The sequence below is a fragment of the Yokenella regensburgei ATCC 49455 genome (genome assembly GCF_000735455.1).
Classification (GTDB): Bacteria; Pseudomonadota; Gammaproteobacteria; order Enterobacterales; family Enterobacteriaceae; genus Yokenella; species Yokenella regensburgei.
In genome coordinates, this window is the sequence record NZ_JMPS01000064.1 from 103,480 (window position 1) to 129,404 (window position 25,925).

A 25,925-nucleotide genomic window follows, 5' to 3' on the forward strand; every position below is an offset into this window, starting at 1 on the left:
GGTTGCACAAAGCAACTCGGATGTAACCTGAAGTATGACGGGTAAGTACAGAATTTAGAAAATAAGGGACATACGCAGCTATGTTATTACCTTGGTTAATTTTAATCCCGTTCATCGGCGGCTTCCTGTGCTGGCAGACCGAACGCTTCGGCGTGAAGATGCCGCGCTGGATCGCGCTGATTACAATGGGACTGACGCTCGCGCTCGGTCTGCAACTGTGGTTGCAGGGCGGTTACTCTCTGACGCAATCTGCGGGTATTCCGCAATGGCAGTCAGAGTTCATTCTGCCGTGGATCCCACGCTTTGGTATCTCTATCCATCTGGCTATCGACGGTCTGTCGCTGCTGATGGTGGTGCTGACCGGCCTGCTGGGTGTGCTGGCGGTGCTCTGTTCCTGGCGTGAAATTGAAAAGTACCAGGGCTTCTTCCACCTCAACCTGATGTGGATCCTGGGCGGCGTTATCGGCGTGTTCCTTGCCATCGACATGTTCCTGTTCTTCTTCTTCTGGGAAATGATGCTGGTGCCGATGTACTTCCTGATTGCGCTGTGGGGACACAAAGCGTCTGACGGTAAAACGCGTATCACCGCGGCCACCAAGTTCTTCATCTATACCCAGGCAAGTGGTCTGGTGATGTTGATTGCCATCCTTGGACTGGTGTTCGTGCACTACAATGCCACCGGCGTCTGGACCTTCAACTACGAACAGCTGCTGAAAACCCCGATGTCGCACGGCGTTGAATACCTGCTGATGCTGGGCTTCTTCATCGCCTTCGCGGTGAAAATGCCGGTGGTTCCGCTGCACGGCTGGCTGCCGGATGCCCACTCTCAGGCACCGACCGCAGGTTCCGTTGACCTCGCGGGGATCTTGCTGAAAACCGCAGCCTACGGTCTGCTGCGTTTCGCGCTGCCGCTGTTCCCGAACGCCTCTGCTGAATTCGCCCCGATTGCCATGTGGCTCGGTGTGATTGGTATTTTCTACGGCGCGTGGATGGCCTTCGCTCAGTACGATATCAAACGTCTGATTGCTTACACCTCCGTGTCCCACATGGGCTTCGTACTGATTGCTATCTACACCGGCAGCCAGCTCGCCTACCAGGGTGCGGTGATTCAGATGATCGCGCACGGTCTGTCCGCGGCGGGTCTGTTCATTCTCTGTGGTCAGCTGTACGAGCGCCTGCACACCCGTGACATGCGTATGATGGGCGGCCTGTGGGGCAAAATGAAATGGCTGCCAGCGATGTCGATGTTCTTCGCTGTTGCCACGCTGGGTATGCCGGGTACCGGTAACTTCGTGGGTGAATTCATGATCCTGTTCGGCAGCTTCAAGGTTGTGCCGGTCATTACCGTGATTTCCACCTTCGGCCTGGTGTTCGCTTCCGTGTACTCGCTGTCGATGCTGCACCGCGCGTACTTCGGTAAAGCGAAGAGCGAAATCGCAGCCAAAGAGCTGCCAGGGATGTCGCTGCGTGAGCTGTTCATCATCCTGCTGCTGGTCGTACTGCTGGTGCTGTTGGGCTTCTGGCCACAGCCGATTCTGGATACGTCGCATTCTGCGATGAGCAATATTCAGCAGTGGTTTGTTAATTCTGTTTCTACTACAAGGCCGTAAATCGCCATGACAATAACTCCACAACAACTGATTGCGCTGCTACCGCTGCTGATCGTCGGCTTGACGGTGGTGGTTGTGATGCTGTCCATTGCGTGGCGACGCAACCATTTTCTGAATGCCACGCTGTCCGTCATCGGTCTTAACGCCGCGCTGGTCTCCCTCTGGTTTGTTGGGCAGGCAGGTAGCATGGACGTCACCCCGCTGATGCGGGTTGACGGTTACGCCATGCTCTACACCGGGCTGGTACTGTTGGCGAGCCTCGCCACCTGTACCTTTGCCTACCCATGGCTTGAAGGCTATACCGACAACAAAGAAGAGTTCTACCTGCTGGTGCTGATTGCCGCGCTAGGTGGGATCCTGCTGGCAAATGCCAACCATCTGGCTGCGCTGTTCCTCGGTATCGAGCTTATCTCGCTGCCGCTGTTCGGCCTGATTGGTTACGCCTTCCGTCAGAAGCGCTCACTCGAAGCGAGCATCAAATACACCATTCTGTCTGCCGCAGCATCTTCATTCCTGCTGTTCGGTATGGCGCTGGTGTACGCGAACTCTGGCAACCTGTCGTTCGTTGCGCTGGGCAAGGCGCTGGCAGACAACATGCTGCACGAGCCGTTGCTGCTGGCGGGTCTTGGCATGATGATCGTTGGCCTTGGCTTTAAACTTTCGCTGGTGCCGTTCCATCTGTGGACGCCAGACGTGTATCAGGGTGCGCCTGCGCCGGTCTCCACCTTCCTGGCGACCGCCAGCAAAATCGCCATCTTTGGCGTGGTGATGCGTCTGTTCCTGTACATGCCGGTGGGTAACAGCGAAGCAGTACGCATCGTGCTGGGCCTGATTGCTTTCGCCTCCATCATCTTCGGTAACCTGATGGCGCTGAGCCAGACCAACATCAAGCGTCTGCTCGGCTACTCTTCTATCTCTCACCTCGGCTACCTGCTGGTGGCGCTGATTGCGCTGCACAGCGGCGAAATGTCGATGGAAGCGGTAGGCGTGTATCTGGCCGGTTATCTGTTCAGCAGCCTCGGCGCCTTCGGCGTGGTGAGCCTGATGTCCAGCCCGTACCGTGGCCCGGATGCAGACTCACTGTTCTCCTACCGTGGTCTGTTCTGGCATCGTCCGATCCTGTCGGCGGTGATGACGGTGATGATGCTGTCGCTGGCGGGTATCCCGATGACGCTCGGCTTTATTGGTAAGTTCTACGTGCTGGCAGTGGGTGTGAAAGCGCACCTGTGGTGGCTGGTTGCGGCGGTGGTTATCGGCTCCGCGATTGGTCTCTACTACTACCTGCGCGTAGCGGTGAGCCTGTACCTGAGCGCGCCGCAGCAGCTGAACCGTGATGCCCCGAGCAACTGGCAGTACAGCGCCGGTGGTATCGTGGTACTGATCTCGGCACTGCTGGTGCTGATCCTCGGTATCTGGCCACAGCCGCTTATCAGCATCGTGCAGCATGCGCTGCCGATGATGTAAGGGCTAACGCCGAAATAAAAAAACCGCCGAAGGCGGTTTTTTTATGGGAGTAACAATTTAAGCGCGCTGCTGGCGGCTGATGAGAGGGCCACCGACCTTCTTGTCTGCGCGCTCCAGCACTTCCTGAATCACCGACGACAGCTCGTTGATTTCAAACTTGGCGACGTAACCATCGGCGCGGACTTTGCGGATATGGTCTTCGTTAGCATTGCCGGAAAGCGAGGAGTGGATAACAACCGGGATGTTTTTGAAGCGCTCATCGGTTTTGATTTTACGGGTCAGGGTAAAACCATCCATCTCCGGCATCTCAAGGTCGGTCAACACCAGCGCGATTTTGTCGCTAATAGGTACGCCCTGCGCCTGCGCTTCTTCCGCCAGCTTCTCGATTTTCTCCCAGGCTTCTTTGCCGGTCACGTGCATCTGCGCCGGGATTTCCATCGCTTTCAGGCCTTTCTCCAGCAGCGCACGCGCGACTTTGGAGTCTTCTGCCACGATAGCTGTAGCACCTGGCTTAATCTTCATCTTCGGCGCTTCAACGTGGGTGGCGTGCAGATCGTGGTCGGCTGGAACAATATCGTAAAGGATTTGCTCAACGTCGATAACCATCGCCAGGTTATTGCTGTCTTTATCGTCATCAAGGCACGCAATACTGGTGATGTACTGACCATTAATCGCTTTCTCGGCGGTATGAATTTGCGTCCAGTCGAGACGAATAATGTTTTCGACCGACTCCACCGCAAAGGCCTGCACGCTGCGGGCATACTCGGTGATGAGCAGAATATTCAGCCCGTTAGTCGGTTTGCAGCCTGCGACAGAAGGCAGGTCAATCACCGGGATGATTTGATCGCGGATGTTCACCATGCCCAGCACCGGATGCTTAATGCCCGCCGGTTTGGTAAAGGCAGGCATTGGCACGATTTCACGCAGTTTGAAGACGTTGATGCCAAACAGCTCTGATTTTTCCCCTTGCATGGATTCGCCAAGGCGGAACAGCAGCAGTTCAAAACGGTTGGACAGGGTCAGATTCGCCCTGTCATCGATATCTTTCTGGAAATTATCCATCGTGCCCTCAGAAGAAAGAAGAAGATCTATTTTCTGGTTATCGGCAGTGACGGGCAAAAGTGCAGCAGATCTTAGTGATTAAAGTGAAATGACCTTGAAATCCTCGGCGAGTTCGCAGTTCGCAAAGCAGGAACGTGATTCTTCCAGCAGGCGTCTGCATCCTTCTGCGTCGTAGCGTGAGCTGACGTGAGTGATGACGAGTTTTGTCGCTCCCGCTTCTTTGGCGAGTGCCGCCGCCTGCCGCGCGGTGGAGTGTCCGCGGCTGTTGGCTTTTTCCGCCATGGCATCTTCAAGCGTGGCTTCGTGTACCATCAGGTCAACGTCTCGGGCAAGCGCAAGGGCACCTTCACAGGGGGCGGTGTCGCCAAAAATCGCAAGCGTCTTACCAGGCGTTGCCGGGCCGAGATAGTGGCTGCCGTCAATCATCCGACCATCTTCCAGCGTGACGGTTAAACCCTGTTTAAGCTGCTGGAACAGCGGGCCAGGAGAGATACCATCCGCCTTCAGCGCTGCGGCGTTCAGCGTGCCCGGTTTGTCATGCTCTTCAATACGATAGCCATAGCACTCGACCGGATGATTCAGCTGATATGCCGTTACGCGGAAATGCCCGTCATCGAACAGCTCACCAGGACCAATCTCCTCAATGGTCAGCGGATAATCGGTCCATGAACCGCTCAGCTGTAAGGCGGTTTCCACAAACGTTTTCAGCCCTTTTGGCCCATAAATCGTGAGCGGCAGGGTATTGCCCTGCATGGAGCGACTGCACAGCAAACCCGGCAGGCCAAACAGATGATCACCATGCAGATGAGTAATGAATATCTTATTGAGCTTGCCTGGATGAAATTCGGTGCGTAAAAACTGGTGCTGCGTGCCTTCTCCGCAGTCAAAAAGCCACATCTGTGACACGGTTGGTTGTTGCAAATTCAGCAGTATCGACGTCATATTACGGGTACGGGTCGGTACGCCGGCGGATGTCCCCAAAAAAATCAATTCCAAAACCTGGTCCCCTTACCGCGCTTTCGAAAGTGACAGTATAACGGAGCTCAATATGATTCAGTGGCAGGATCTTCATCATTCACAACTTTCTGTTCCTCAACTCTATGCACTACTGCAATTGCGCTGCGCTGTTTTTGTCGTGGAGCAAACGTGCCCGTATCAGGATGTCGATGGCGACGACCTGATCGGGGAGAACCGCCATATTCTCGGCTGGCGCGGCGACGAGCTGGTGGCGTATGCGAGGATTCTGAAAAGCGCCGACGAACTGGATCCGGTAGTCATTGGCCGCGTCATCATAAGCCCGGCCGCCCGCGGGGAAAAACTCGGCTACCAGTTGATGGAGCAAACGCTCGCAAGCTGCGTCAAACACTGGCCGCAGAAGGCGTTATATCTTGGCGCCCAGGCGCACCTGCAGGCGTTTTATCAGCACTTTGGTTTTGCTACCGTAACGGATGTCTATGATGAAGATGGTATTCCGCACATCGGCATGGCACGCGAGGTTGAACTATAGTTAGCGCACGGGTTTAAAAAACATGGAGATAACGTAATGTCTTATCATGCTTACGATTCACGTATCGATGACGATTTGGCTCTGCTGAGCGACACGCTGGAAGAGGTGCTACGCTCCTCTGGCGACCCCGCAGACCAGAAATACATTGAGCTCAAAGAGCGCGCTGAGCAGGCGCTGGAAGAGGTGAAAAATCGCGTCAGCCAGGCTTCGGATAGCTATTACTACCGTGCCAAACAGGCAATCTATCGCACCGATGATTACGTTCGCGAAAGGCCATGGCAGGGGATCGGCGTGGGTGCCGCCGTTGGCCTGGTCATGGGGCTGTTACTGGCGCGTCGCTGAGACGATGTTCCTCCCTAAACGGAGGTACTGCTTTTTTACGGTAGTACCCTGTATAATATGTGGTTTTTGAACCTGCCTCAGGCAGGTTCTTCGTTCAGGGAGGTTGGTGTGCAATCCATTACCACTGCGCTGGAAAGCCTGCAGAATGCATTAACTGCTGAGTTTCCAGACACTTCTGGCGTGCGTGCCATTGATGTAGCCTTCCCCCTGAAAGATGCATTCGACTCGCTCCCCTGGCTTTGCAGTCAGCCGGTCTGGCCGCAGTTTTACTGGCAGCAGCGCAATGGCGATGAAGAGATTGCCGCGCTTGGGGCGGTTAAACCATTCCGTTCTCTTGAAGACGCCAACGCATTTTTGCAGATGCCGGCCATTCCGGAAGATCTGCGTATTTGCGGGCTGAACGCCTTTAACCCGCAGCAGGGGGCTTTGTTCCTGCCGCGCCTGGAGTGGCGGCGTAGCGGCGGACAGGCGGTACTGCGTCTGGTGCTGCAAAGCGACCATTCACTGCGGGAAGATGCCGGGCTTGCCCGCGCGTTTATCGATGCACTACAGCCTGTGAAGCCGCTCCCGGCACTGCATGTCGTGCTGCGTGAAGAGCAGCATCATCCTGATAAAGCGGGCTGGATGTCGCTTATCTCCCGGGCAACGGAGACCATTGCCCGCAGCGAACTTGAGAAAGTGGTCCTCGCGCGTGCTACCGACCTGCGTTTTGCAACCGCGCTCAACGCCGGGGCGATGATGGCCGCCAGTCGGCGTATGAATCATCACTGCTATCATTTTTATCAGGCCTTTGATGCCAGTACGGCGTTTCTTGGTTCCTCCCCGGAACGGTTGTGGCGTCGACGCGGGTATCATCTGCGCACCGAAGCGCTGGCCGGGACGGTTGCCAGCCATCCTGACGGCGAGCAAAACAGACAGCTCGCCGACTGGCTGATGAAAGACGACAAAAATCAGCGTGAAAACATGCTGGTGGTGGAGGATATCTGCCAGCGTCTGCAGGATGCAGTGCAAACGCTTGAAGTGCTGCCGCCGCAGGTGGTGGCGCTGCGTAAAGTTCAGCATCTGCGCCGCTGTATCTGGACGGAGCTTAGCGTGGCAGACGACGCACAGTGTCTGCATCTTCTGCAGCCTACGGCGGCGGTAGCCGGTTTGCCGCGGGCAATGGCGCGGGAATGGATTGAACGTCATGAGCCCTTTACCCGTGAATGGTACGCCGGGTCGGCGGGCTATCTTTCGCGTCAGCAGAGTGAGTTCTGCGTGGCGCTGCGTTCGGCGATGGTCAGCGGTGAAACGCTGCGCCTGTATGCCGGAGCCGGTATTGTCCGGGGTTCAGACCCGGAGCTTGAATGGCAGGAAATTGAAAATAAAGCGGCAGGTCTTAAGACGCTGCTCATCGAATAATTATTATTGACGACTCATATCAATAACCCAGCTTTCTGTATTAACTATACTGAGTCGCACTATTGATACCGGACAATTACATGTCAGTAAGCGCATTTAACCGACGCTGGGCGGCGGTCATTCTGGAAGCACTCACGCGTCATGGTGTACAGCACATTTGCATAGCACCCGGCTCGCGCTCAACGCCACTGACGCTCGCGGCAGCGGAAAACCGAACCTTTATTCATCACACCCATTTTGACGAGCGTGGCCTTGGCCATCTGGCGCTGGGGCTGGCAAAAGTGAGCCAACGGCCCGTTGCGGTGATCGTCACCTCCGGCACGGCGGTGGCTAACCTGTATCCGGCACTGATTGAAGCCGGGCTGACCGGCGAAAAACTTATCCTGCTGACGGCGGATCGTCCGCCGGAGCTGATTGACTGCGGGGCAAACCAGGCTATCCGTCAGGCCGGTATGTTTGCCTCACACCCGTCGCAGACCCTTTCCTTACCGCGCCCGAGTCAGGATATTCCTGCGCGCTGGCTGGTTTCCTCCATCGATAATGCCCTTGGGCAGCTGCACGCCGGTGGGGTACACATTAACTGTCCGTTTGCCGAACCGCTGTATGGCGAAATGGACGACACCGGGCTTGAGTGGCAGCAGCAGCTGGGCGACTGGTGGCAAAGCGATAAACCCTGGCTGCGTGAAAGCCTGCAGCTCGCAAGCGATAAGCAGCGTGACTGGTTCTTCTGGCGGCAGAAGCGCGGCGTAGTGGTTGCCGGGCGAATGAGCGCGGAGGAGGGGCGGCTGGTGGCTGACTGGGCGCGAACCCTCGGCTGGCCGCTGATTAGCGATGTGCTGTCGCAAACCGGGCAACCGTTGCCGTGTGCTGACCTCTGGCTTGGGAATGCTGAAGCGGTGAGTGAGCTCGCGCAGGCGCAAATCGTGGTGCAGTTCGGCAGCAGCCTGACCGGCAAACGCCTGCTGCAGTGGCAGGCAAGCTGCGAGCCAGACGAGTACTGGCTGGTAGATAATCTGACCGGACGCCTCGATCCGGCGCATCATCGTGGTCGCCGTCTGGTCAGCACCGTTGCACACTGGCTTGAACAGCACCCGGCGGAAAAACGCCAGCCGTGGTGTCACGAAGTCCCGCGCCTTTCCGCGCTTGCCTGGGAAGCGGTTAATGCTAAACGCGAGCCCTTCGGTGAAGCACAGCTGGCGCACCGCATCAGCGACTACCTGCCCGAACAGGGACAGCTTTTTGTTGGTAACAGCCTGGTGGTGCGTCTGATTGACGCCCTCGGGCAGTTGCCTGCGGGCTACCCGGTTTACAGTAACCGCGGTGCCAGCGGCATCGACGGGCTGGTTTCCACCGCCGCAGGGGTTCAGCGCGCCAGCGCACGGCCAACCCTCGCGGTGATTGGCGATCTTTCCGCACTGTACGACATGAACGCACTAGCGCTGCTGCGCCAGGTGTCTGCACCGCTGGTGCTGATTATCGTCAACAACAACGGCGGGCAGATCTTCTCGCTGCTGCCAACCCCGGTTGAAGAGCGTGAGCGCTTCTACTGCATGCCGCAGAACGTGCACTTTGATCACGCGGCGGCCATGTTTGGCCTGCGCTACCAGCGCCCGCAAAGCTGGGACGAGCTGGATGAGGTCATGAACAGCGCCTGGCACGCGCCGGTGTCGACCATTGTTGAACTGGTGGTGAACGATACCGACGGGGCGAATACCCTGCAGCAGTTACTGGCGCAGGTCAGTCAGCTATGACACTGCATGCGGTGGTGGCTGAGGGCGAAGTCTCTCGCCCGTGGCTGGTGTTTCTCCACGGCTTCTCCGGCGACTGTCGTGAGTGGCAGACCGTGGGTGAAGGGCTGGCAGACTATCCGCGACTGTACGTCGACCTTCCCGGACACGGTGGTTCGGGTGATATTCGGGTCAGCAACTTTGCGCAGGTTTCTGCGCTGCTGCACGATACGCTACTTAGTTACAACATACTAAACTACTGGCTGGTGGGGTACTCCCTCGGCGGCCGGGTGGCGATGAATTTCGCCGGTAAGCACCGCCACCCCGGTCTTCAGGGGCTGGTAGTGGAAGGCGGTCATCCGGGACTGCTGCATGATGAAGCGCGTGCGGTCCGGCAAAAAAATGACGAGACCTGGGCCATGCGCTTTCGCCATGAGCCTCTTGAACAGGTCTTTGCCGACTGGTATCAGCAGCCGGTTTTCGCCTCGTTGACCGCGCCGCAGCGCGCCGCATTGGTGGCGCTTCGTGCGCAAAATAACGGTGAAGCGCTTGCGGATATGCTGCTGGCGACCTCGCTTGCGGTGCAGGATGACCTGCGCCCGATGCTGGCAAAGCGTCATTACCCGTTCTGGTATTTATGCGGTGAGCGTGACGGTAAGTTCCGCGCGATAGCGGAAGAACTGACCGTACCTTGCCAGATTATTCACAACGCCGGACACAACGCCCATCGGGAAAACCCGCAGGGCGTCACTGATTGTCTGGCGCAGATACTGCGTCTCTGACTAAAGGACTCACCATGATCTACCCTGATGAAACCATGCTTTACGCGCCGGTTGAATGGCAAGACTGCTCTGAAGGCTTCACCGACATTCGTTATCAGAAGTCGGCAGACGGCATCGCTAAAATCACCATCAACCGTCCGCAGGTGCGCAACGCCTTTCGTCCACTGACGGTTAAAGAGATGATTCAGGCGCTGGCAGACGCGCGCTACGACGATAACATCGGCGTTATCGTACTGACCGGGGAAGGCGATAAAGCATTCTGCGCCGGCGGCGATCAGAAAGTGCGCGGCGACTACGGCGGCTACCAGGACGACTCCGGCGTTCACCACCTCAACGTGCTGGACTTCCAGCGCCAGATCCGCACCTGCCCGAAACCGGTTGTGGCGATGGTGGCGGGTTACTCCATCGGCGGCGGCCACGTGCTGCACATGATGTGTGACCTGACCATTGCGGCAGAAAACGCCATCTTCGGCCAGACCGGCCCGAAAGTGGGCTCCTTCGACGGCGGCTGGGGAGCTTCTTACATGGCGCGCATCGTCGGGCAGAAGAAAGCGCGTGAAATCTGGTTCCTGTGCCGTCAGTACGATGCGAAACAGGCGCTGGATATGGGCCTCGTTAACACCGTGGTTCCGCTGGCCTCTCTGGAAAAAGAAACCATCCGCTGGTGTCGCGAAATGCTGCAAAACAGCCCGATGGCGCTGCGTTGTCTGAAAGCTGCGCTGAACGCCGACTGCGACGGTCAGGCGGGTCTGCAGGAGCTTGCCGGTAACGCCACCATGCTGTTCTACATGACCGAAGAAGGCCAGGAAGGGCGCAACGCGTTTAACGAAAAACGCCAGCCTGACTTCAGCAAATACAAACGGAATCCGTAATGCGTAGCGCACAGGTTTATCGCTGGCAGATCCCGATGGATGCGGGCGTGGTGCTGCGCGAGCGGCGCCTCAAAACCCGCGACGGGCTGTTTGTGCGCTTAACGGATGCCGGGCGCGAAGGCTGGGGGGAGATCTCCCCCTTGCCGGGCTTCAGTCTCGAGTCGCTGGACGAGGCGCAGGCTGAAACCCTTGCCTGGGTGAACGCCTGGCGCGATGGCGCGGATTTACCGCTTCCGGGAATTCCATCAGTGGCGTTTGGCCTGAGCTGTGCGCTGGCAGAACTTTCCGGTGAACTGCCGGAGGCGGCGGACTACCGTGCGGCTCCGCTGTGTACCGGCGATCCGGACGATCTGGTGCTGAAGCTGGCTGACATGCCTGGCGAGAAAGTGGCGAAGGTGAAGGTTGGGCTGTATGAAGCGGTTCGCGACGGAATGGTGGTGAACCTGCTGCTGGAGGCTATCCCGGAGCTTAAGCTGCGTCTTGACGCTAACCGCGCCTGGACGCCGCTTAAGGCGCAGCAGTTCGCGAAGTACGTTAACCCGGACTACCGCTCGCGTATTGCCTTCCTCGAAGAGCCCTGTAAAACCCGCGACGACTCACGCGCGTTCGCTCTTGAGACCGGCATTGCCATCGCCTGGGACGAAAGCCTGCGCGAAGCCGATTTCGCCTTTGTGGCGGAAGAAGGCGTTACGGCGGTGGTTATCAAGCCGACGCTCACCGGCAGTCTTGCTAAGGTGAAAGCGCAGGTCGCTGCCGCGCAGCAGCTGGGGCTCACCGTGGTTATCAGCTCGTCAATCGAATCCAGTCTGGGGTTGACCCAGCTGGCGCGGATTGCCGCGTGGCTGACTCCCGAGACCATCCCGGGCCTCGACACGCTGAGCCTGATGCAGACCCAGCTGCTTCGCTGCTGGCCGGGCAGTGAACTACCGTGCCTTGATAACAGCATGCTCGAGCCGCTGCTGTGAGGTTCACCCAGTGGCCGTGGCAGCACTGGCGTGATGTTCGGGGCGATGCCCCGGCATTGCGTCTGGATGACGCGACGTTGAGCTGGAGCGGGCTGTGCCAGCGGGTTGAACGTCTGGCCTGCGGATTTGCCGCTCAGGGTGTCAATGCGGGTGATGGTGTGATGCTGCGTGGTCGTAACAGCGGTTCGCTGCTGCTGGCCTGGCTTGCGCTACTGCAGTGCGGTGCCCGGGTGCTGCCGGTAAACCCGAAGCTGCCGCAGGCGCTGCTGGCTCAACTTATCCCGGGCCTGACCCTGCGTTTTCAACTGGATTTGCAGGGCGATGGCGCGGCGTTCTCGCTGATCCCGCTCGAACTGAGTGAAGCCGACGGGCAACCGACGCTTGCCTGGGATCCCGCCCGTCTGGCGTCGATGACGCTCACCTCCGGATCTACCGGCCTGCCGAAAGCGGCGGTGCATACCTGTGCCGCCCATCTGGCCAGCGCCGAAGGCGTACTGGCGCTGATGCCTTTCCATTCTGCTGACAGTTGGCTGCTGTCGCTGCCGCTGTTTCATGTTTCCGGCCAGGGGATCCTCTGGCGCTGGCTGTTAGCCGGAGCGCGGTTAGCGGTAAGCGATCGTCCCCTGGCGGATGCTCTGCAGGGGTGTACCCACGCCTCGCTGGTGCCTACCCAACTGTGGCGGTTGTTGAACGAGGATATTCCGTTGACGCTGAGCGCGGTGCTGCTTGGCGGCGCGGCGATCCCGGTTGAACTCACCCGGCAGGCGCAGACGAAAGGTATTCGTACCTTTTGCGGCTACGGGCTCACCGAATTTGCCTCCACGGTATGCGCCAAAGCCGCCGATGGGGCGGCAGACGTTGGAGTTCCACTACCCGGGCGCGAAGTGCGCATCGTTGATGGCGAAGTGTGGCTGCGGGCAGAAAGCATGGCTGCAGGCTACTGGCGCGACGGTAAACTGCTGCCGCTGGTAAACGACGAGGGCTGGTTTGCCACCCGCGATCGCGGCGAATGGCACGGCGGCAGGCTGACCATTGTTGGTCGTCTGGATAACCTCTTTTTCAGCGGTGGGGAAGGGATCCAGCCTGAAGACGTCGAGCGGGTTATCGCCGCCCATCCGCAGGTTCACCAGGTATTTGTGGTCCCGCTGAAAGACGCCGAGTTTGGTCATCGTCCGGTGGCGGTCGTGGACTGCGAAAATGACACCGCATTAGCGCAATTAGCGGAATGGGTGAAGGGGCGACTGGCCGGTTTCCAGCAACCAAAACACTGGCTGGCGCTGCCGGAAGAAGTGAAAAACGGCGGGATAAAAATCTCCCGCCGTGCGTTACAGACCTGGGTTAACCAACAGCTGAACCCTTAACCGACATCCACCTGCGGTTTGCTGCTGCGTTTACGGATGATGCGCAGCAGCGGTGGGATGATAATCACCGCCGCAGCCATCACCAGCAATCCTTTGGCGACCCCGCTTTCCCACAGAATCGACATGCTGCCGTTACTGATAGAGAGCGCGCGGCGCAGGTTTTGCTCCAGCATTTCACCGAGGACAAAACCGAGGATCAGCGGCGACATCGGGAAGTGCATTTTGCGCAGGATATAGCCCAGCACCCCAAGCCCCACCATCAGCACCAGGTCAAAGGTGGTGCTGTGCACCGCGTAGACGCCTACCGCCGATACTGCCGCAATCGCCGGGACAAGGAACCACAGGGGAATGGTCAGCATACGGGTGAACAGACCAATCAGCGGAATGTTCATCACCAGCAGCATGACGTTGGCGATAAGCAAAGCGGCAATCAGTCCCCAGACGATGTCCGGCTGCTCGGTGAACATCGTCGGGCCTGGGGTGATGTTATAGAGCGTCAGTGCGCCCATCATCACCGCAGTGGTGCCAGAGCCTGGTACGCCAAGCGTCAACATCGGGATGAACGAGCCGCACGCCGAGGCGTTGTTTGCCGCCTCCGGTGCCGCGACGCCGCGAATATCCCCTTTACCAAAGCTGTCGCTGTTGCCGCTGATTTTCTTCTCGGTCATGTAGGTGATAGCGCTGGCAATGGTTGCCCCCGCCCCCGGTAACACGCCGACAAAAAAGCCGATAACCGACGAGCGCAGCGTCGCGCCGATGCACTGGACCCCCTCTTTAGCGTTAAACATCATTCGCCCGGTTTTGCGCACCAGAACCTGACCGCTGCTGGTATGTTCCAGCATTAACAGGATCTCTGAGACAGAAAACAGGCCGATCACCACGACGATAAACTGCACGCCGTCGGAGAGATGTACGCTGTCGAAGGTAAAACGGTAAACCCCGGTGTTGGCATCAACGCCGACGGTCGCAAGGCCAAGACCGATCAGCGCTGCCAGAAACGATTTCAGCGGATTTTGCGCCATCATGCTGCCCAGACAGGCGATGGCAAAAACCATTAATGCGAAGTACTCTGCCGGACCAAACGCCAGCGACCACTGCGCCAGCGCCGGAGCAAACAAAATGACCCCGCCGAGGGCGATGAGCGAGCCGAAGAAGGAGCTGACGGCAGAAATAGACAGCGCCACGCCGCCGCGTCCTTGCTGGGCCATCGGATAGCCGTCGAGGGCGGTCATGATAGCCGCCGCGTCGCCCGGTACGTTCAGCAGAATCGACGAGATCCTGCCGCCGTACTCACAGCCGATGTAGACCGTAGCCAGCAGGATCAGCGCCGACTCTGCCGGCAGGTGCAGGGCAAACGCCAGCGGCAGCAGAATAGCCACGCCGTTGATCGGCCCAAGCCCCGGCAGCAGGCCAACAATGGTGCCGACGAAGCAACCAATCAGGGCGATAACCAGGTTTTCCGGCGTCATCGCCACCGCAAAACCCTGAGAGAGATAAATCCAGGTATCCATCGTAGCTCCGTTAACCCAGCCAGGTGCCGAGCGGTAAGGTGACATCCAGCAGGCGGTCGAAGGCGTACCACAGCAAAATACCGAGTACGGCGCCGGAGATGCCCGCAGCCGGAATCGTGGCGCCAAACAACATACCAATCACCAGAGTGAGAATAGCGGTGGCGATGGGGAAGCCCAGCCATTCAAAGCCCCAGGCGTACATCAGTAGCACAATCACCATCGTTAACAGCTTTTGCAGCACCCGACGATGCGGCCACTCGACAACGTCCGGGCGGCGCAGCAGCAGGGCCACGGCGCACAGCAGCATCAGGCCAATAATTCCCAGTGGAAAGGGGCGTGGGCCAACCGGTTCATAGCTGTATTCGCTGTGCAACTGCCAGGCGACGAACAGTCCCCCGATGCACAACAGCAGCCAGATCCCGGCAAAAATACGATCGCTCATCATCGCCTCCGCGCTTACTTCGCCAGACCGAAGGATTTCGCCTGTTCGCGATAGTCGGTGACCTGTTTCTTGACGTACTCGTCGAGCTGCTTGCCGGTCATATTGAACTCAAACAGACCGCGCAACTCGCGCTGCTTTTTGAAGGCGTCGGTTTGCTGAAGCTTATTGAAGGTTTCAACCCACCACTGATAGTCGGCGTCGCTGACTTTTGGTCCGACGTAGAAGCCGCGAATGATCGGCCACACCAGGTCATAACCCTGTTCTTTGGCGGTGGGGACATTGGCGAGCTGGCCCGGCAGTCGCTCACCCGAGAAGACCGCCAGCACGCGGATTTTATCGCCGGTGAGGTAGGGCACCATCTCGCTGAGATCGCCCGACACGGCCTGAACGTGATTCCCTAAGAGCGCGGTAACTGGCTCACCGCCGCCCTCGAACGCCACGTAGCGCATCTTGTGCGGGTCGACTTTCGCTTGCTGAGCCAGCAGCGCCGCTTTCATCCAGTCCTGACTGCCGATGGAGGCTCCCGCGCCAATCACCACGCTGTTAGGATCTTTCTCCATCGCCGTCAGCAGATCTTTGAGCGATTTCCACGGGGAGTCGGCGCGCACCGCAATCATGCCGTAATCGGTGCCGACGCTGGCGAGCCAGCGCACGTCGTCTACTCCGTAGCGGCCAAACTTGCCCTGCGACAGGTTCAGCAGCGAGCCGCCGGAGAAGGCCACCACGGTGCCGGGTTCTCCCGGGCGCTGGGCGACAATGGCGTTATAGGCCACCGCGCCGACGCCGCCGGGCATATAGGTGACGCGCATCGGTTTTTCGATAGCGCCGGTTTCCATCATGCTCACCTGAATCAGCTTACAGGTGAGGTCGAAGCCGCCGCCGGGTTTGGCGGGGGCAATACATTCGGTACGAGATGGGGCCTGCTCAGCCAGTACAGAGGTATTCATCAGTAAAATGCTTGCAGCAAGGGTACAAAGTAATTGTTTTTTCATTGTTTATCCTCACGCCGGATAACCGGTATTTCAGGTTCGGAACAACTTTTTTGTGATTATGTGAACCACCTTGTAGCAGTTCAGTTGCGTGATTGTTAAAACGTTAACCTTTCATTTCCCTTTCAACACCGCAGAAATTTTACAGGATGTGATATGCGTCTCTTATTAGCGGAAGATAACCGTGAGCTGGCTCACTGGCTGGAAAAAGCGCTGGTGCAAAACGGTTTTGCGGTGGATTGCGTCTCCGACGGGCTGGCGGCCGATCACCTGCTGCACAGCGAAAACTACGCGCTGGCGGTGCTTGATATCAGCATGCCGGGGCTGGATGGGCTCGACGTCGTCCAGCGGCTGCGTAAGCGCGGACAAACGCTGCCGGTACTGCTGCTGACGGCGCGTAGCGCGGTGGCAGATCGGGTGAAAGGGCTGAACGCCGGGGCAGACGACTATCTGCCAAAGCCCTTTGAGCTTGAAGAACTGGACGCCAGGCTGCGGGCGCTGCTGCGGCGTAGCGCAGGCCAGGTGCAGGAGCTACAGCAGCTTGGGGCACTGACGTTCCACGACGAAGGCTACTTTCTGCTGCACGGGCAGCCGCTGGCGTTAACCCCGCGTGAACAGGCGCTGCTGACGGTGCTGATGTACCGCCGTTCGCGCCCGGTACCGCGCCAGCAGCTGTTCGAACAGGTTTTTAGCCTCAGCGATGAGGTCAGCCCGGAGAGTATTGAACTCTATATTCACCGGCTACGAAAAAAATTGCAGGGAAGCGATGTGCGGATCACCACGCTGCGCGGGCTCGGCTACGTGCTGGAGTACTGCGATGAAGGGACTTAAACCGCAGTCGTTATACTTTCAACTGCTGTTGTTTCTCGGCCTGCCGCTGCTCCTGCTGTGGGGGCTTTCGGCATTCAATAGCTACGTCAGCGCGCTCCAGGCGGCAACCCAGGCTTACGATCGCACGCTGCTTTCGTCGGCAAGAACGGTGTCGGAGCGGCTGGAAGTCCGCAAAGGCAAGCTTGAGGTTAACGTCCCCTGGGTGGTGCTCGACAGCTTCGAGCTCAACATGAACGATCGCCTGTATTACAAGGTGGTCGACCCGGCGGGGAGGGTTATCTCAGGCTACGACGACCTGCCGGCGATGCCGCCTTCCACTTCCCGTACCACGCTCTATCCGGCGCTGGCGTGGTTTTACCACACGCAATATCGCGGTGAAGCTATTCGCGTAGCAAGGCTCCTGCAGCCGGTGAATGAAGGCGGGATTGTCGGCATGGCGGAGATCTACGTCGCTGAAACCCTGCAGTCGCGGCGCTATCTTGCCGGTCAGTTGTTGTTCTCGTCGTGGGTTTCTCAAGGGCTGCTGGTGCTGCTGACGCTTATCCTTACCGGATGGCTGCTGCGCCGGGTGCTGACCCCGATGCGCCAGCTCTCAACGCTGATGGTTCGTCGCGAACCGGGTCTGCTGACGCCGTTGCCGGAGCTGCTGCCGTGGTCGGAAACCCGGCTGCTTATCGTGGCTTTCAACCGTTATCTTGACCGCCTGCGTGGGCTGATTGCCCGCCAGGAGCGCTTTAGTGCCGACGCTTCACATCAGTTGAAAACCCCGCTGGCGGTGCTGAAAACGCAGGCCTCGGTGGCGCTGGCGAGCGACTCTCCTGCGCAGTGGCATGAAAGCCTGCGGGCGATGAGCACGACGATTGATAACACGATTCTGCTCACCGAGCGGCTGTTGCAGCTCTCCGCGGTGAAGCGTCGGGAGCAGAACGAAAGACAGTTTGTGCCAGTAAACCTTTTCGACGTCGTGCAGCAGAGCTGTTTCACCCGGCTTGCCGAAGCGCGCAGCAAAGCTATCGATCTCGGCTATGAAGGCGAACAGCAGGCGCTGTGGGTGGAGGGCGATGCGCTGCTGCTCGGCGAACTGTGCGGCAATCTGCTGGATAATGCGCTGAAGTACACCCCCACGGGCGGCATGGTGACGGCAAGTCTGGTTCGCGACGGTGAGGCCGTGGTGCTGACGGTAGAAGACAGCGGGCCGGGAATCGAAAGCGAACAAGTTCACCAGGCGCTACAGCCTTTTCATCGTCTCGATAACGTCAGTAACGTCGCCGGAGCAGGCATTGGTCTTGCGCTGGTGAATGACATTGCCCGCCTGCACCGCTCAATGCCCCAGCTCGCCCGCAGCGACACGCTGGGTGGGTTACGGGTACAGCTACGATTGTTGCTAACGCTGCCGCCGCAATCATGATAAGTGGCATGATTTTGTAGCATTAAGTAACAACTGCGCAATTTTTTCGCTTTTTTAGTGCCTTGATTCTTCGTGCTCTGGCGGTACAATCCTGCCGTTAACGGGACGTTTACTTTTAAATTTTGCTGGAATTGTCAAAAATGAATAAAAGCGCTTTAGTTGGGCTTGCGGGATTAATGCTGGTTTCTGCATCAGCAAATGCTATCAGCATCAGTGGTCAGGCGGGTAAAGATTACACTAACGTGGGAGTCGGCTTCGGGACTGAAAGCACCGGGCTTGCGTTAACCGGTAACTGGGCTCATAACGATGACGACGGCGACGTCGCAGGTCTCGGCCTCGGTCTGAACGTGCCGCTGGGCCCGTTCCTCGCCACCGTTGGCGGTAAAGGTATCTACACCAACCCGAAATCCGGCAGCGAAGGTTATGCTGCGGCCGTGGGCGGCGGGCTGCAGTGGAAAATTACCGACAGTATTGGTCTGTTTGGTGAGTACTACTACTCTCCGGATTCGCTCTCCAGCGGTATCGACAGCTATCAGGAAGCGAACGCCGGTGCGCGCTGGACCATTATGCGTCCGATTACCATCGAGGCGGGCTACCGCTATCTGAACCTGGCAGGCAAAGACGGCCACCGCGATAACACCATCGCTGATGGTCCATACGTGGGTGCCAGCGTCGGTTTCTAATCCTCGCGGCGCAGCTTTCCGCTGCGCCCGTTCTTCAGTCAGCCGTCTGCGCTATAGTTAATCGTCCTCTTGTTGTGGAGATAATAATGATCAACGTGGAGATGCTGTCCACCGGCGATGAAGTTCTGCACGGGCAAATTGTTGATACCAACGCCGCCTGGCTTGCCGATTTCTTTTTTGAACAAGGATTACCGCTGTCGCGCCGCAATACCGTGGGCGACAATCTTGATGCGCTGGTCGCCATTCTGCGCGAGCGTAGTGAACATACCGATGTGCTTATCGTCAACGGTGGCCTGGGGCCAACCAGCGACGATCTCAGTGCGCTGGCCGCCGCCACCGCCAAAGGAGAAGGGCTGGTGCTGCACGAAGCGTGGCTAGTGCAGATGGAAAAATTCTTTAGCGACCGCGGGCGGATAATGGCGCCGAGCAACCGCAAGCAGGCAGAGATCCCGGCAAGCGCTGAGCTGGTTGATAACCCGGTTGGCACCGCCTGTGGCTTTGCTTTAACACTCAATCGCTGCCTGATGTTCTTTACCCCTGGCGTTCCCTCTGAATTTAAAGTGATGGTAGAGCAGCAAATTCTGCCGCGCATCCGCCAGCGATTCACGCTGCCGGAGCCGCCGCTGTGCCTGCGTTTAACAACCTTTGGCCGCTCCGAAAGCGACCTGGCTCAGGCTCTGGATCCGCTGGTGCTGCCGGAGGGTGTGACGATGGGCTATCGCTCCTCGATGCCGATTATTGAACTCAAGCTGACCGGGCCTGCCAGCGCGCAGGATGCGATGCGGGCGCTGTGGCCGCAGGTGCGGAGTGTCGCCGGTGAGAGCCTGATTTTCGAAGGTACCGAAGGGTTGCCCGCGCAGCTGGTACGCAAGCTCCAGGAGAGGCAGCTTAGCTTAACGCTGAGCGAGCAGTTTACCGGTGGGCTTATCGCGCTACAGCTCTCAAGGGCTGATGCGCCGCTGCTGGCAAGTGAAGTGGTACCGCCTCAGCAGGAAACGCTCGCGCAAACCGCCCACTGGATAGCAGAGCGTCGGGTGAAGCACTTTGCCGGTCTTGCGCTCGCGGTAGGGGGGCTTGAGGAGAGCCATCTCAACGTTGCGCTGGCAACCCCGGATGGCACTCACGCGCTGCGGGTGAAGTTCAGCACCTCTCGCCACGGCCTGCAGACTCGCCAGGAAGTGTGCGCAATGATGGCGCTGAACATGCTGCGTCGCTGGCTGGACGGTAAGGACGTTGCCAGCGAGCACGGTTGGATCCACGTGACCGAGTCGTTATACCTCGCCTAATGCTTTTGCCAGCAACGAAATCGGGTGTTCACAGCGCTTGCTCGTGGACATCTCGATTTGCCATTTGCAGGTTTCGCAGTCGGTGATAACCAGGGAGGCTCCGCTCTCCTCAATCTGGCGGAACAGCGGGGCGCCAATGGCCTGTGAGGTCGGGTAGTTTTCCGATTTAAAGCCGTAGGTACCCGCAATCCCGCAGCACTGCGAATCCAGCACTATTAGCTCCAGTCCCGGGATCATCCGCAGCAGTTCCAGCGTGTACAGCGACCAGCCCATTTTCTCCATATGACACGGCGTGTGATAAACCACTTTCAGCGGCAGTGGCTTCAGCGGCAACGTCTGACCGGCATCGAGCTTGCGCCAGATCCAGCGGGTGGCAAGCTCGATGTGTTCCCGAAGCCCGGTATTGTCTACGTCCAGCACGTGCGGGTACTCATCGCGCAGCGTGAAGGTACAGGTGGAAGAAGTGGCAATCACCGGCAGATGCTTATCGACAATCGCCTCTTTCAGCGAGTTGACGTTGCTGACCGCCTGTTTACGCGCTTTATCGGTAAAGCCGTTGGCAATCAGCGGAACGCCGCAGCACTTCTCTTTACTCAGCAACTGCACCCCGGTGCCCATGGCGTTGAGTACGCGGATCATGTCTTTGCCAAGCTGCGGATGGTTGTAGTTCACGTAGCAGCCGTGGAAAAAGGCCACCTGATCGGCAAAGCGTTTTTGTTCAGCCGCGACGCTGCGATACCAACGGCGGAAGGTGCCGAAGCTGTATTTCGGCAACTGTCGGCGATGATCGATTTTTAAGGCGGTGTCCAGCAGCTGGCGCACCGGTTTCATCCCGGTGGTGGCGTTAATGATCGGGGCAAACGGCGTAGAGAGCGAGCCCATGAGATCGGTATAGCTCAGAATAGCATCGCGCAGTTTGGGCTTTTGCTGGCTGTACTGGGCGCGGGCGCGCTGAATGATGTCGCCAATTTTGACATCCGACGGGCAGGCCACCTCGCAACGTTTACAGTTGATGCAATATTTCAGCGCATCGTCGTACAGCGCGCCGTCTTTCAGGCGTAAACGCTCGCCGTCCGGCCCGGCCTGTTTTGGCCCCGGGTAGCGCGGATTCACCCGGCTAACCGGGCAGGCGGTGGTGCAGACGGTGCATTTAATGCAGCTTTCGAATCCGGTATCGTTCATGACTGGCCTCCTGCCAGAGCAAGGATCTGTCGGGCGACATGCTGGGCGGTGATGGCGCATACGCCACCGCCGCAGCCGAGTTGAATGGCGTCAAAACCACCAATCAGTGAGCCAATAGCGAAGAGATTGTTGAACGGAACCTGCTGGTGCGACGGGCGAAGCTGGTTGTCGGTCACCAGGCCAAAGCGCTGCCAGGGCTGGGAGGCGAAGAAATCCTGCTGATACCAGTCGCGACGGGACGCCAGCTGCGCCACGTCCAGCCCCATAATCGGTTCACGCACGCCGGTGCGCTCGGCGACCAGCCCGTTGCTGAAGAAGCTGCCGCTAGCCAGCACGGCAAAGCGCGGGCGCAGTGGAATATCACCATGATTGCGGGTCCAGATGGCGCTGATATTCCCCTCTTCATGACTGACGCGAACCACCTCATCCCCGGCAAGCCAGGTGCCGCCGCTGCGGATAAACTGACGCTGCATAGCCGCGTGCAGACGCATGCCCGGCACCGATGGTGGCAGGGTTGGCAGCAAACACACCGGGCAGGGGAGCTGCGCGTTCAGCCACTGCCACAAGCCTGCGTTTTGTAAACCGAAGCAGGCGGGCATCAGCAGCAGATCGTGGTTTTCCGCCAGCGGTTGCAGAGCCGCCAGCAGTTTCGGCCACTGGGCTTCGTCGTCCAGCACCCGGGCGATGTTCGCGGCACGGAATTCGGTCGGGTTTTCCCGCAGAACGTCGAGCTCCGGCAGATCGATTTCCAGCGTTTGCGTGTGCATGCCGTGGCGGCTTAGCGAGGCGGCGGCAAGATGCGGCTGGAAGTCGAGAAAACCGCTAATACCAATCACGCCGATACGCTTGCCAGGCAGCGGCATCACCGGCACCTCCGCCGGGCTTAGCCAGGCGCTGCGCGTGGTACCAAGCGGTGTGATACGTTGATGGGCGCGCGTCGCGCTGCCGTGCATCTCGATACCGCATTCGGCGAGAAGCTGTTCAGTAGCATGGGCATACTGCATCACCGCTTCAGCGCCGAGGCGGGTGTAAGGGTGATCCGGCATCTGAATGGCGAGCTCAGCAAGCCCGGCGGCAGTATCGGTGACCGTTTCGCCATCCGGCAATGCGGTCAGTAAATCGAGCGAGCCAGAAGAGAAGTGCAGCGCGCTCTGCCCACGGCTGACGATAGCGGTGCGCAGGCCTTGCTGGTTAAGGGTTAGCCCGCAGAGCAACCCGGCGAGGCCGCCGCCGATAATGACCGTGTCAAATTTCATCCTGATGTTCCTTCTGCAGGCCGCATAAACCGAGATATACCCAGCGAGTAAATTCGCTTTCGCGCAGCGCATCGCCCCAGGCGACCGGCTGCACACCTTTCCAGCGTTCGTTGAGGAATTGCGAAAGCTGCGTCAGCGACTGTGCGGGCGTGGTGACGTTAAAACGCTGAAGCAGCCCCGCCGCACGGCAGGCGCAGAGCTCACCCTGGCAGGTGCCCATCCCCACGCGGGTGCGGCGACGCAGGTCGATAAGGTTATTCACCGCCAGATTTTCCACCGCGTACTGCACTTCACCGGCGGTTACCGCTTCGCACTCGCAGACAACGCTGCGGGTCTGGCGGGTATTCCCCAGCCATGCCGGGGTACGATCGCCATGGCGGTATACCGCCGATCCGCGAAGTGGCGTAGGCAGCGAGATAATTTTCTTCAGCGTGGCTTCCGCCGGCTCCTGGGAGCCGGGCAGCGGACGCTCGGCGGTGGTGCAGGCGGCGGTATTACCCAGCTTGCGGCTGATGGCGTCCGTGGCCCACTCGGCCATCAGACGATAGGTCATCAGTTTGCCGCCGGTGATGGTGATGAAACCCTCCATGCCGTCACGTTTTGCGTGATCGAGCAGGACAATGCCACGGCTGACGTTACGGCCGCTTGGGTCGTCATCGCTTGCCACCAGCGGACGCACGCCGGAATAGGCGCGCAGTACGCGGGTTTGCCCCATCACAGGTGCCAGCTTCTCGCCTTCGCGCAGCAGAATATCAACCTCTTCCGGTGATACCCGGTTATCGTCGATATCTTTGTAATCAATGTGCAGTGAGGTGGTGCCGATGAGCGAGATGGTATCGCCGGGCACCAGAATATCGGCGTCGGCGGGCTTACGGCAGCGGTTGATGACGTGCTGGTTAATACGATGGTCAAGGATCAGCAGCGAGCCTTTCGCCGGGAACATGCGGATGCTGAGGTCGGCATATTCGGCGATGCGCTGTCCCCAGATCCCGGCGGCGTTAACCACCACCGCCGCGCGCAGGGTGAGCTTCTCTCCGGAGTGGTGGTTCCACAGGTGCACGCCGCACACGCGGTCGCCTTCGCGTATCAGACCAGTCACTTCGCAGCCGGTGAGGATGGTGGCGCCGTGCTCGCGGGCATCCAGCATGTTGGCGGCGGTGAGGCGGAAAGGATCGACGGTGCCATCAGGCACTTTCACCGCGCCGATGAGCGCCGGGTTCACCGCCGGTTCAATGCGGCGGGCTTCGGCCGGAGACAGCGCCTGGGCATCGATCCCGGCTTCCCGGCAGGCGTTGATGAAGGTGCTTTGAAAGGCGAGGTCATCTTCCGGCAGGGTGATAAACAGACCGTTGGTCGGCTCAACGCAGTGGCGGGCGATGCGTTTGAGGATCTGGTTTTCGGCAATACATTCGCGGGCAGATTCGTTATCGGTCACCGCGTAACGGGCACCGCTGTGCAGCAGGCCGTGGTTACGTCCGGTCGCCCCCGTGGCGATATCGAAACGCTCTACCAGCACGGCACGTAAGCCGCGCAGCGCGCAGTCGCGAGCAATCCCCGCCCCGGTGGCTCCCCCGCCAATAATAATGACATCGTTTTCACACGTCATGGGCATCATCATCGTCCTTCACCATTTTCGTTTTAGCCATTTAGCCACATAAAAAATATGGATTGTTTGATTTCGAGCATATTCGAGCAAAAAACGAAAACGGAACGTGATTTCATGCGCATTTAGGAACTTATTGTCATAATTCTGTAACAATATGTGCGATGTTTCACAGTAACGACATCGTATTTCTCATACCATCGCCGCCACAAAATAAGCCCTCTTAAATTTCCTTTTCTATTAGAGGGTTATCACGTCAGACAAAGTATGGCCACGGAGGCTAGTATGTTGAGCATTTTTAAACCCGCACCGCATAAAGCGCGAGTACCGGATGCACAGGTCGACCCGCTTTATCGCCGCATGCGTTGGCAAATTTTCCTGGGAATATTTTTTGGTTATGCCGCGTACTATCTGGTGCGCAAGAATTTTGCCCTTGCTATGCCGTACCTGGTCGAGCAAGGCTTTTCTCGTGGCGATCTCGGTTTTGCACTCTCCGGTATCTCCATTGCTTACGGATTTTCGAAATTCATCATGGGGTCGGTCTCTGACCGCTCGAATCCGCGCATTTTCCTGCCAGCGGGTCTGATTCTGGCCGCGCTGGTGATGCTGGTGATGGGCTTTGTGCCCTGGGCAACTTCCAGCATCATGATTATGTTTGCTTTACTGTTCCTCTGTGGTTGGTTCCAGGGAATGGGGTGGCCGCCGTGCGGACGTACCATGGTTCACTGGTGGTCGCAGAAGGAGCGTGGTGGGATTGTTTCGGTCTGGAACTGCGCGCACAACGTCGGTGGTGGTATTCCGCCGCTGCTGTTCCTGCTCGGTATGGCGTGGTTTAACGACTGGAAAGCGGCGCTGTACATGCCGGCCTTCGGTGCCATTCTGGTGGCGATTATTGCCTTTGCGCTGATGCGTGATACCCCGCAGTCCTGCGGTCTGCCGCCAATCGAAGAGTACAAAAACGACTACCCGGATGACTACAGCGACAAAAATGAAGAAGAACTGACCGCAAAACAGATCTTCATGCAGTACATCCTGCCGAACAAACTGCTGTGGTACATCGCGGTGGCGAACGTGTTCGTTTATCTGCTGCGTTACGGCATCCTCGACTGGTCACCGACCTACCTGAAAGAAGTGAAGCACTTCGCGCTGGATAAATCCTCCTGGGCCTATTTCCTGTATGAATATGCCGGGATCCCGGGGACGCTGCTCTGCGGCTGGATGTCGGACAAAGTGTTTAAAGGTAACCGTGGTGCCACCGGTGTGTTCTTCATGACCCTGGTGACGATTGCTACCGTGGTGTACTGGCTGAACCCGCCGGGTAATCCGAACGTCGACATGATTTGTATGATTGTGATTGGCTTCCTGATTTATGGCCCTGTCATGCTTATCGGTCTGCATGCGCTTGAACTGGCACCGAAGAAAGCGGCGGGGACAGCGGCGGGCTTTACCGGTCTGTTTGGTTATCTCGGTGGCTCGGTCGCGGCCAGCGCCATCGTGGGTTACACCGTTGACTTCTTCGGCTGGGACGGCGGTTTCATGGTGATGATTGGTGGTAGCGTACTGGCTGTTCTGCTGCTGATTGTGGTCATGCTGGGTGAAAAACGTCATCACGCTGAAATGCAGGCTAAACGCGCATAACAA

Annotated in this window: 23 protein-coding genes; 15 read left to right on the forward strand and 8 right to left on the reverse strand. The window is 58.4% G+C overall.

Going from position 1 to position 25,925, the window contains the following annotated elements; genetic code table 11:
- The first annotated feature begins 80 nt into the window (after positions 1 to 80).
- Complete coding sequence (gene nuoM / locus GYRE_RS14895) at positions 81 to 1,610, forward strand: NADH-quinone oxidoreductase subunit M (protein WP_006820941.1); 1,530 nt, start codon at positions 81 to 83, stop codon at positions 1,608 to 1,610.
- Between the two features lie 6 nt (positions 1,611 to 1,616).
- Positions 1,617 to 3,074 carry an NADH-quinone oxidoreductase subunit NuoN gene (nuoN, locus tag GYRE_RS14900; RefSeq protein WP_006820940.1) on the forward strand — a complete coding sequence of 486 codons (1,458 nt, stop codon included), beginning with the start codon at positions 1,617 to 1,619 and terminating at the stop codon, positions 3,072 to 3,074.
- A 57-nt stretch (positions 3,075 to 3,131) separates the two neighbouring features.
- Here nuoN and GYRE_RS14905 read toward each other — a convergent pair whose 3' ends face one another.
- Complete coding sequence (locus GYRE_RS14905; protein WP_038256281.1) at positions 3,132 to 4,136, reverse strand: chemotaxis protein; 1,005 nt, start codon at positions 4,134 to 4,136, stop codon at positions 3,132 to 3,134.
- A 78-nt stretch (positions 4,137 to 4,214) separates the two neighbouring features.
- Positions 4,215 to 5,132 (reverse strand): ribonuclease Z, encoded by a 918-nt coding sequence (rnz, locus tag GYRE_RS14910; protein ID WP_038256283.1) that lies wholly within the window; start codon positions 5,130 to 5,132, stop codon positions 4,215 to 4,217.
- A 52-nt stretch (positions 5,133 to 5,184) separates the two neighbouring features.
- On the opposite strand from rnz, the gene GYRE_RS14915 reads away from it, so the two are divergent.
- From GYRE_RS14915 to menE, 8 genes are all read left to right on the forward strand, one after another.
- The gene (locus tag GYRE_RS14915; RefSeq protein WP_006820937.1) at positions 5,185 to 5,643 is read left to right on the forward strand and encodes a GNAT family N-acetyltransferase; all 459 of its coding nucleotides are present in this window, start codon (positions 5,185 to 5,187) and stop codon (positions 5,641 to 5,643) included.
- A gap of 36 nt (positions 5,644 to 5,679) precedes the next feature.
- Complete coding sequence (gene elaB, locus GYRE_RS14920) at positions 5,680 to 5,985, forward strand: stress response protein ElaB (RefSeq protein ID WP_006820936.1); 306 nt, start codon at positions 5,680 to 5,682, stop codon at positions 5,983 to 5,985.
- A gap of 108 nt (positions 5,986 to 6,093) precedes the next feature.
- Positions 6,094 to 7,386 (forward strand): isochorismate synthase MenF, encoded by a 1,293-nt coding sequence (gene menF, locus GYRE_RS14925; RefSeq protein ID WP_038256397.1) that lies wholly within the window; start codon positions 6,094 to 6,096, stop codon positions 7,384 to 7,386.
- An 80-nt stretch (positions 7,387 to 7,466) separates the two neighbouring features.
- The gene (gene menD / locus GYRE_RS14930; RefSeq protein WP_006820934.1) at positions 7,467 to 9,137 is read left to right on the forward strand and encodes a 2-succinyl-5-enolpyruvyl-6-hydroxy-3-cyclohexene-1-carboxylic-acid synthase; all 1,671 of its coding nucleotides are present in this window, start codon (positions 7,467 to 7,469) and stop codon (positions 9,135 to 9,137) included.
- On the forward strand, positions 9,134 to 9,895 hold the full coding sequence (gene menH / locus GYRE_RS14935) for a 2-succinyl-6-hydroxy-2,4-cyclohexadiene-1-carboxylate synthase (RefSeq protein WP_038256285.1): 762 nt from the start codon (positions 9,134 to 9,136) through the stop codon (positions 9,893 to 9,895). The genes menD and menH overlap by 4 nt, the downstream gene beginning before the upstream one ends.
- Before the next feature lie 14 nt (positions 9,896 to 9,909).
- Complete coding sequence (gene menB, locus GYRE_RS14940; RefSeq protein ID WP_006820932.1) at positions 9,910 to 10,767, forward strand: 1,4-dihydroxy-2-naphthoyl-CoA synthase; 858 nt, start codon at positions 9,910 to 9,912, stop codon at positions 10,765 to 10,767.
- Positions 10,767 to 11,732 carry an o-succinylbenzoate synthase gene (gene menC, locus GYRE_RS14945; protein ID WP_038256287.1) on the forward strand — a complete coding sequence of 322 codons (966 nt, stop codon included), beginning with the start codon at positions 10,767 to 10,769 and terminating at the stop codon, positions 11,730 to 11,732. Before menB ends, menC begins: the two co-directional genes overlap by 1 nt.
- Positions 11,729 to 13,093, forward strand: coding sequence for an o-succinylbenzoate--CoA ligase (menE, locus tag GYRE_RS14950; protein WP_038256289.1), 1,365 nt, complete (start codon positions 11,729 to 11,731; stop codon positions 13,091 to 13,093). The genes menC and menE overlap by 4 nt, the downstream gene beginning before the upstream one ends.
- On the opposite strand, the gene GYRE_RS14955 is transcribed toward menE, so the two are convergent.
- Genes GYRE_RS14955 through GYRE_RS14965 form a run of 3 tightly spaced genes read right to left on the reverse strand, consistent with a single transcriptional unit; the run spans position 13,090 to position 16,038 of the window.
- Complete coding sequence (locus GYRE_RS14955) at positions 13,090 to 14,604, reverse strand: tripartite tricarboxylate transporter permease (RefSeq protein ID WP_006820929.1); 1,515 nt, start codon at positions 14,602 to 14,604, stop codon at positions 13,090 to 13,092. The genes menE and GYRE_RS14955 overlap by 4 nt on opposite strands.
- Positions 14,605 to 14,614: 10 nt before the next feature.
- Positions 14,615 to 15,049, reverse strand: a complete 435-nt coding sequence (locus GYRE_RS14960) for a tripartite tricarboxylate transporter TctB family protein (RefSeq protein ID WP_112471367.1) — start codon at positions 15,047 to 15,049, stop codon at positions 14,615 to 14,617.
- Between the two features lie 11 nt (positions 15,050 to 15,060).
- Positions 15,061 to 16,038, reverse strand: coding sequence for a Bug family tripartite tricarboxylate transporter substrate binding protein (locus GYRE_RS14965; RefSeq protein ID WP_038256292.1), 978 nt, complete (start codon positions 16,036 to 16,038; stop codon positions 15,061 to 15,063).
- A 153-nt stretch (positions 16,039 to 16,191) separates the two neighbouring features.
- Here GYRE_RS14965 and tctD point away from each other — a divergent pair, with 153 nt between their 5' ends.
- From tctD to GYRE_RS14985, 4 genes are all read left to right on the forward strand, one after another.
- Entirely contained in the window at positions 16,192 to 16,866 is a 675-nt protein-coding gene (gene tctD, locus GYRE_RS14970; protein WP_006820926.1) for a transcriptional regulator TctD, read from the forward strand.
- Positions 16,853 to 18,274 (forward strand): sensor histidine kinase, encoded by a 1,422-nt coding sequence (locus tag GYRE_RS14975; protein WP_038256294.1) that lies wholly within the window; start codon positions 16,853 to 16,855, stop codon positions 18,272 to 18,274. Before tctD ends, GYRE_RS14975 begins: the two co-directional genes overlap by 14 nt.
- 140 nt (positions 18,275 to 18,414) lie before the next feature.
- Complete coding sequence (locus tag GYRE_RS14980; RefSeq protein ID WP_038256296.1) at positions 18,415 to 18,957, forward strand: YfaZ family outer membrane protein; 543 nt, start codon at positions 18,415 to 18,417, stop codon at positions 18,955 to 18,957.
- Positions 18,958 to 19,043: 86 nt separating this feature from the next.
- Positions 19,044 to 20,243 (forward strand): nicotinamide mononucleotide deamidase-related protein YfaY, encoded by a 1,200-nt coding sequence (locus GYRE_RS14985; protein ID WP_038256298.1) that lies wholly within the window; start codon positions 19,044 to 19,046, stop codon positions 20,241 to 20,243.
- Here GYRE_RS14985 and glpC read toward each other — a convergent pair.
- Genes glpC through glpA form a run of 3 tightly spaced genes read right to left on the reverse strand, consistent with a single transcriptional unit; the run spans position 20,229 to position 24,293 of the window.
- Entirely contained in the window at positions 20,229 to 21,425 is a 1,197-nt protein-coding gene (gene glpC / locus GYRE_RS14990) for an anaerobic glycerol-3-phosphate dehydrogenase subunit GlpC (RefSeq protein ID WP_038256300.1), read from the reverse strand. The two genes, GYRE_RS14985 and glpC, sit on opposite strands and share 15 nt — an antisense overlap.
- Positions 21,422 to 22,681, reverse strand: coding sequence for a glycerol-3-phosphate dehydrogenase subunit GlpB (gene glpB / locus GYRE_RS14995; protein WP_038256302.1), 1,260 nt, complete (start codon positions 22,679 to 22,681; stop codon positions 21,422 to 21,424). Before glpB ends, glpC begins: the two co-directional genes overlap by 4 nt.
- Positions 22,671 to 24,293 (reverse strand): anaerobic glycerol-3-phosphate dehydrogenase subunit A, encoded by a 1,623-nt coding sequence (gene glpA, locus GYRE_RS15000; protein WP_087943314.1) that lies wholly within the window; start codon positions 24,291 to 24,293, stop codon positions 22,671 to 22,673. Before glpA ends, glpB begins: the two co-directional genes overlap by 11 nt.
- A gap of 276 nt (positions 24,294 to 24,569) precedes the next feature.
- On the opposite strand from glpA, the gene glpT reads away from it, so the two are divergent.
- A complete protein-coding gene (glpT, locus tag GYRE_RS15005; protein ID WP_038256305.1) occupies positions 24,570 to 25,922 on the forward strand; it encodes a glycerol-3-phosphate transporter in 1,353 nt (450 codons plus the stop codon).
- Positions 25,923 to 25,925: the final 3 nt, after the last annotated feature.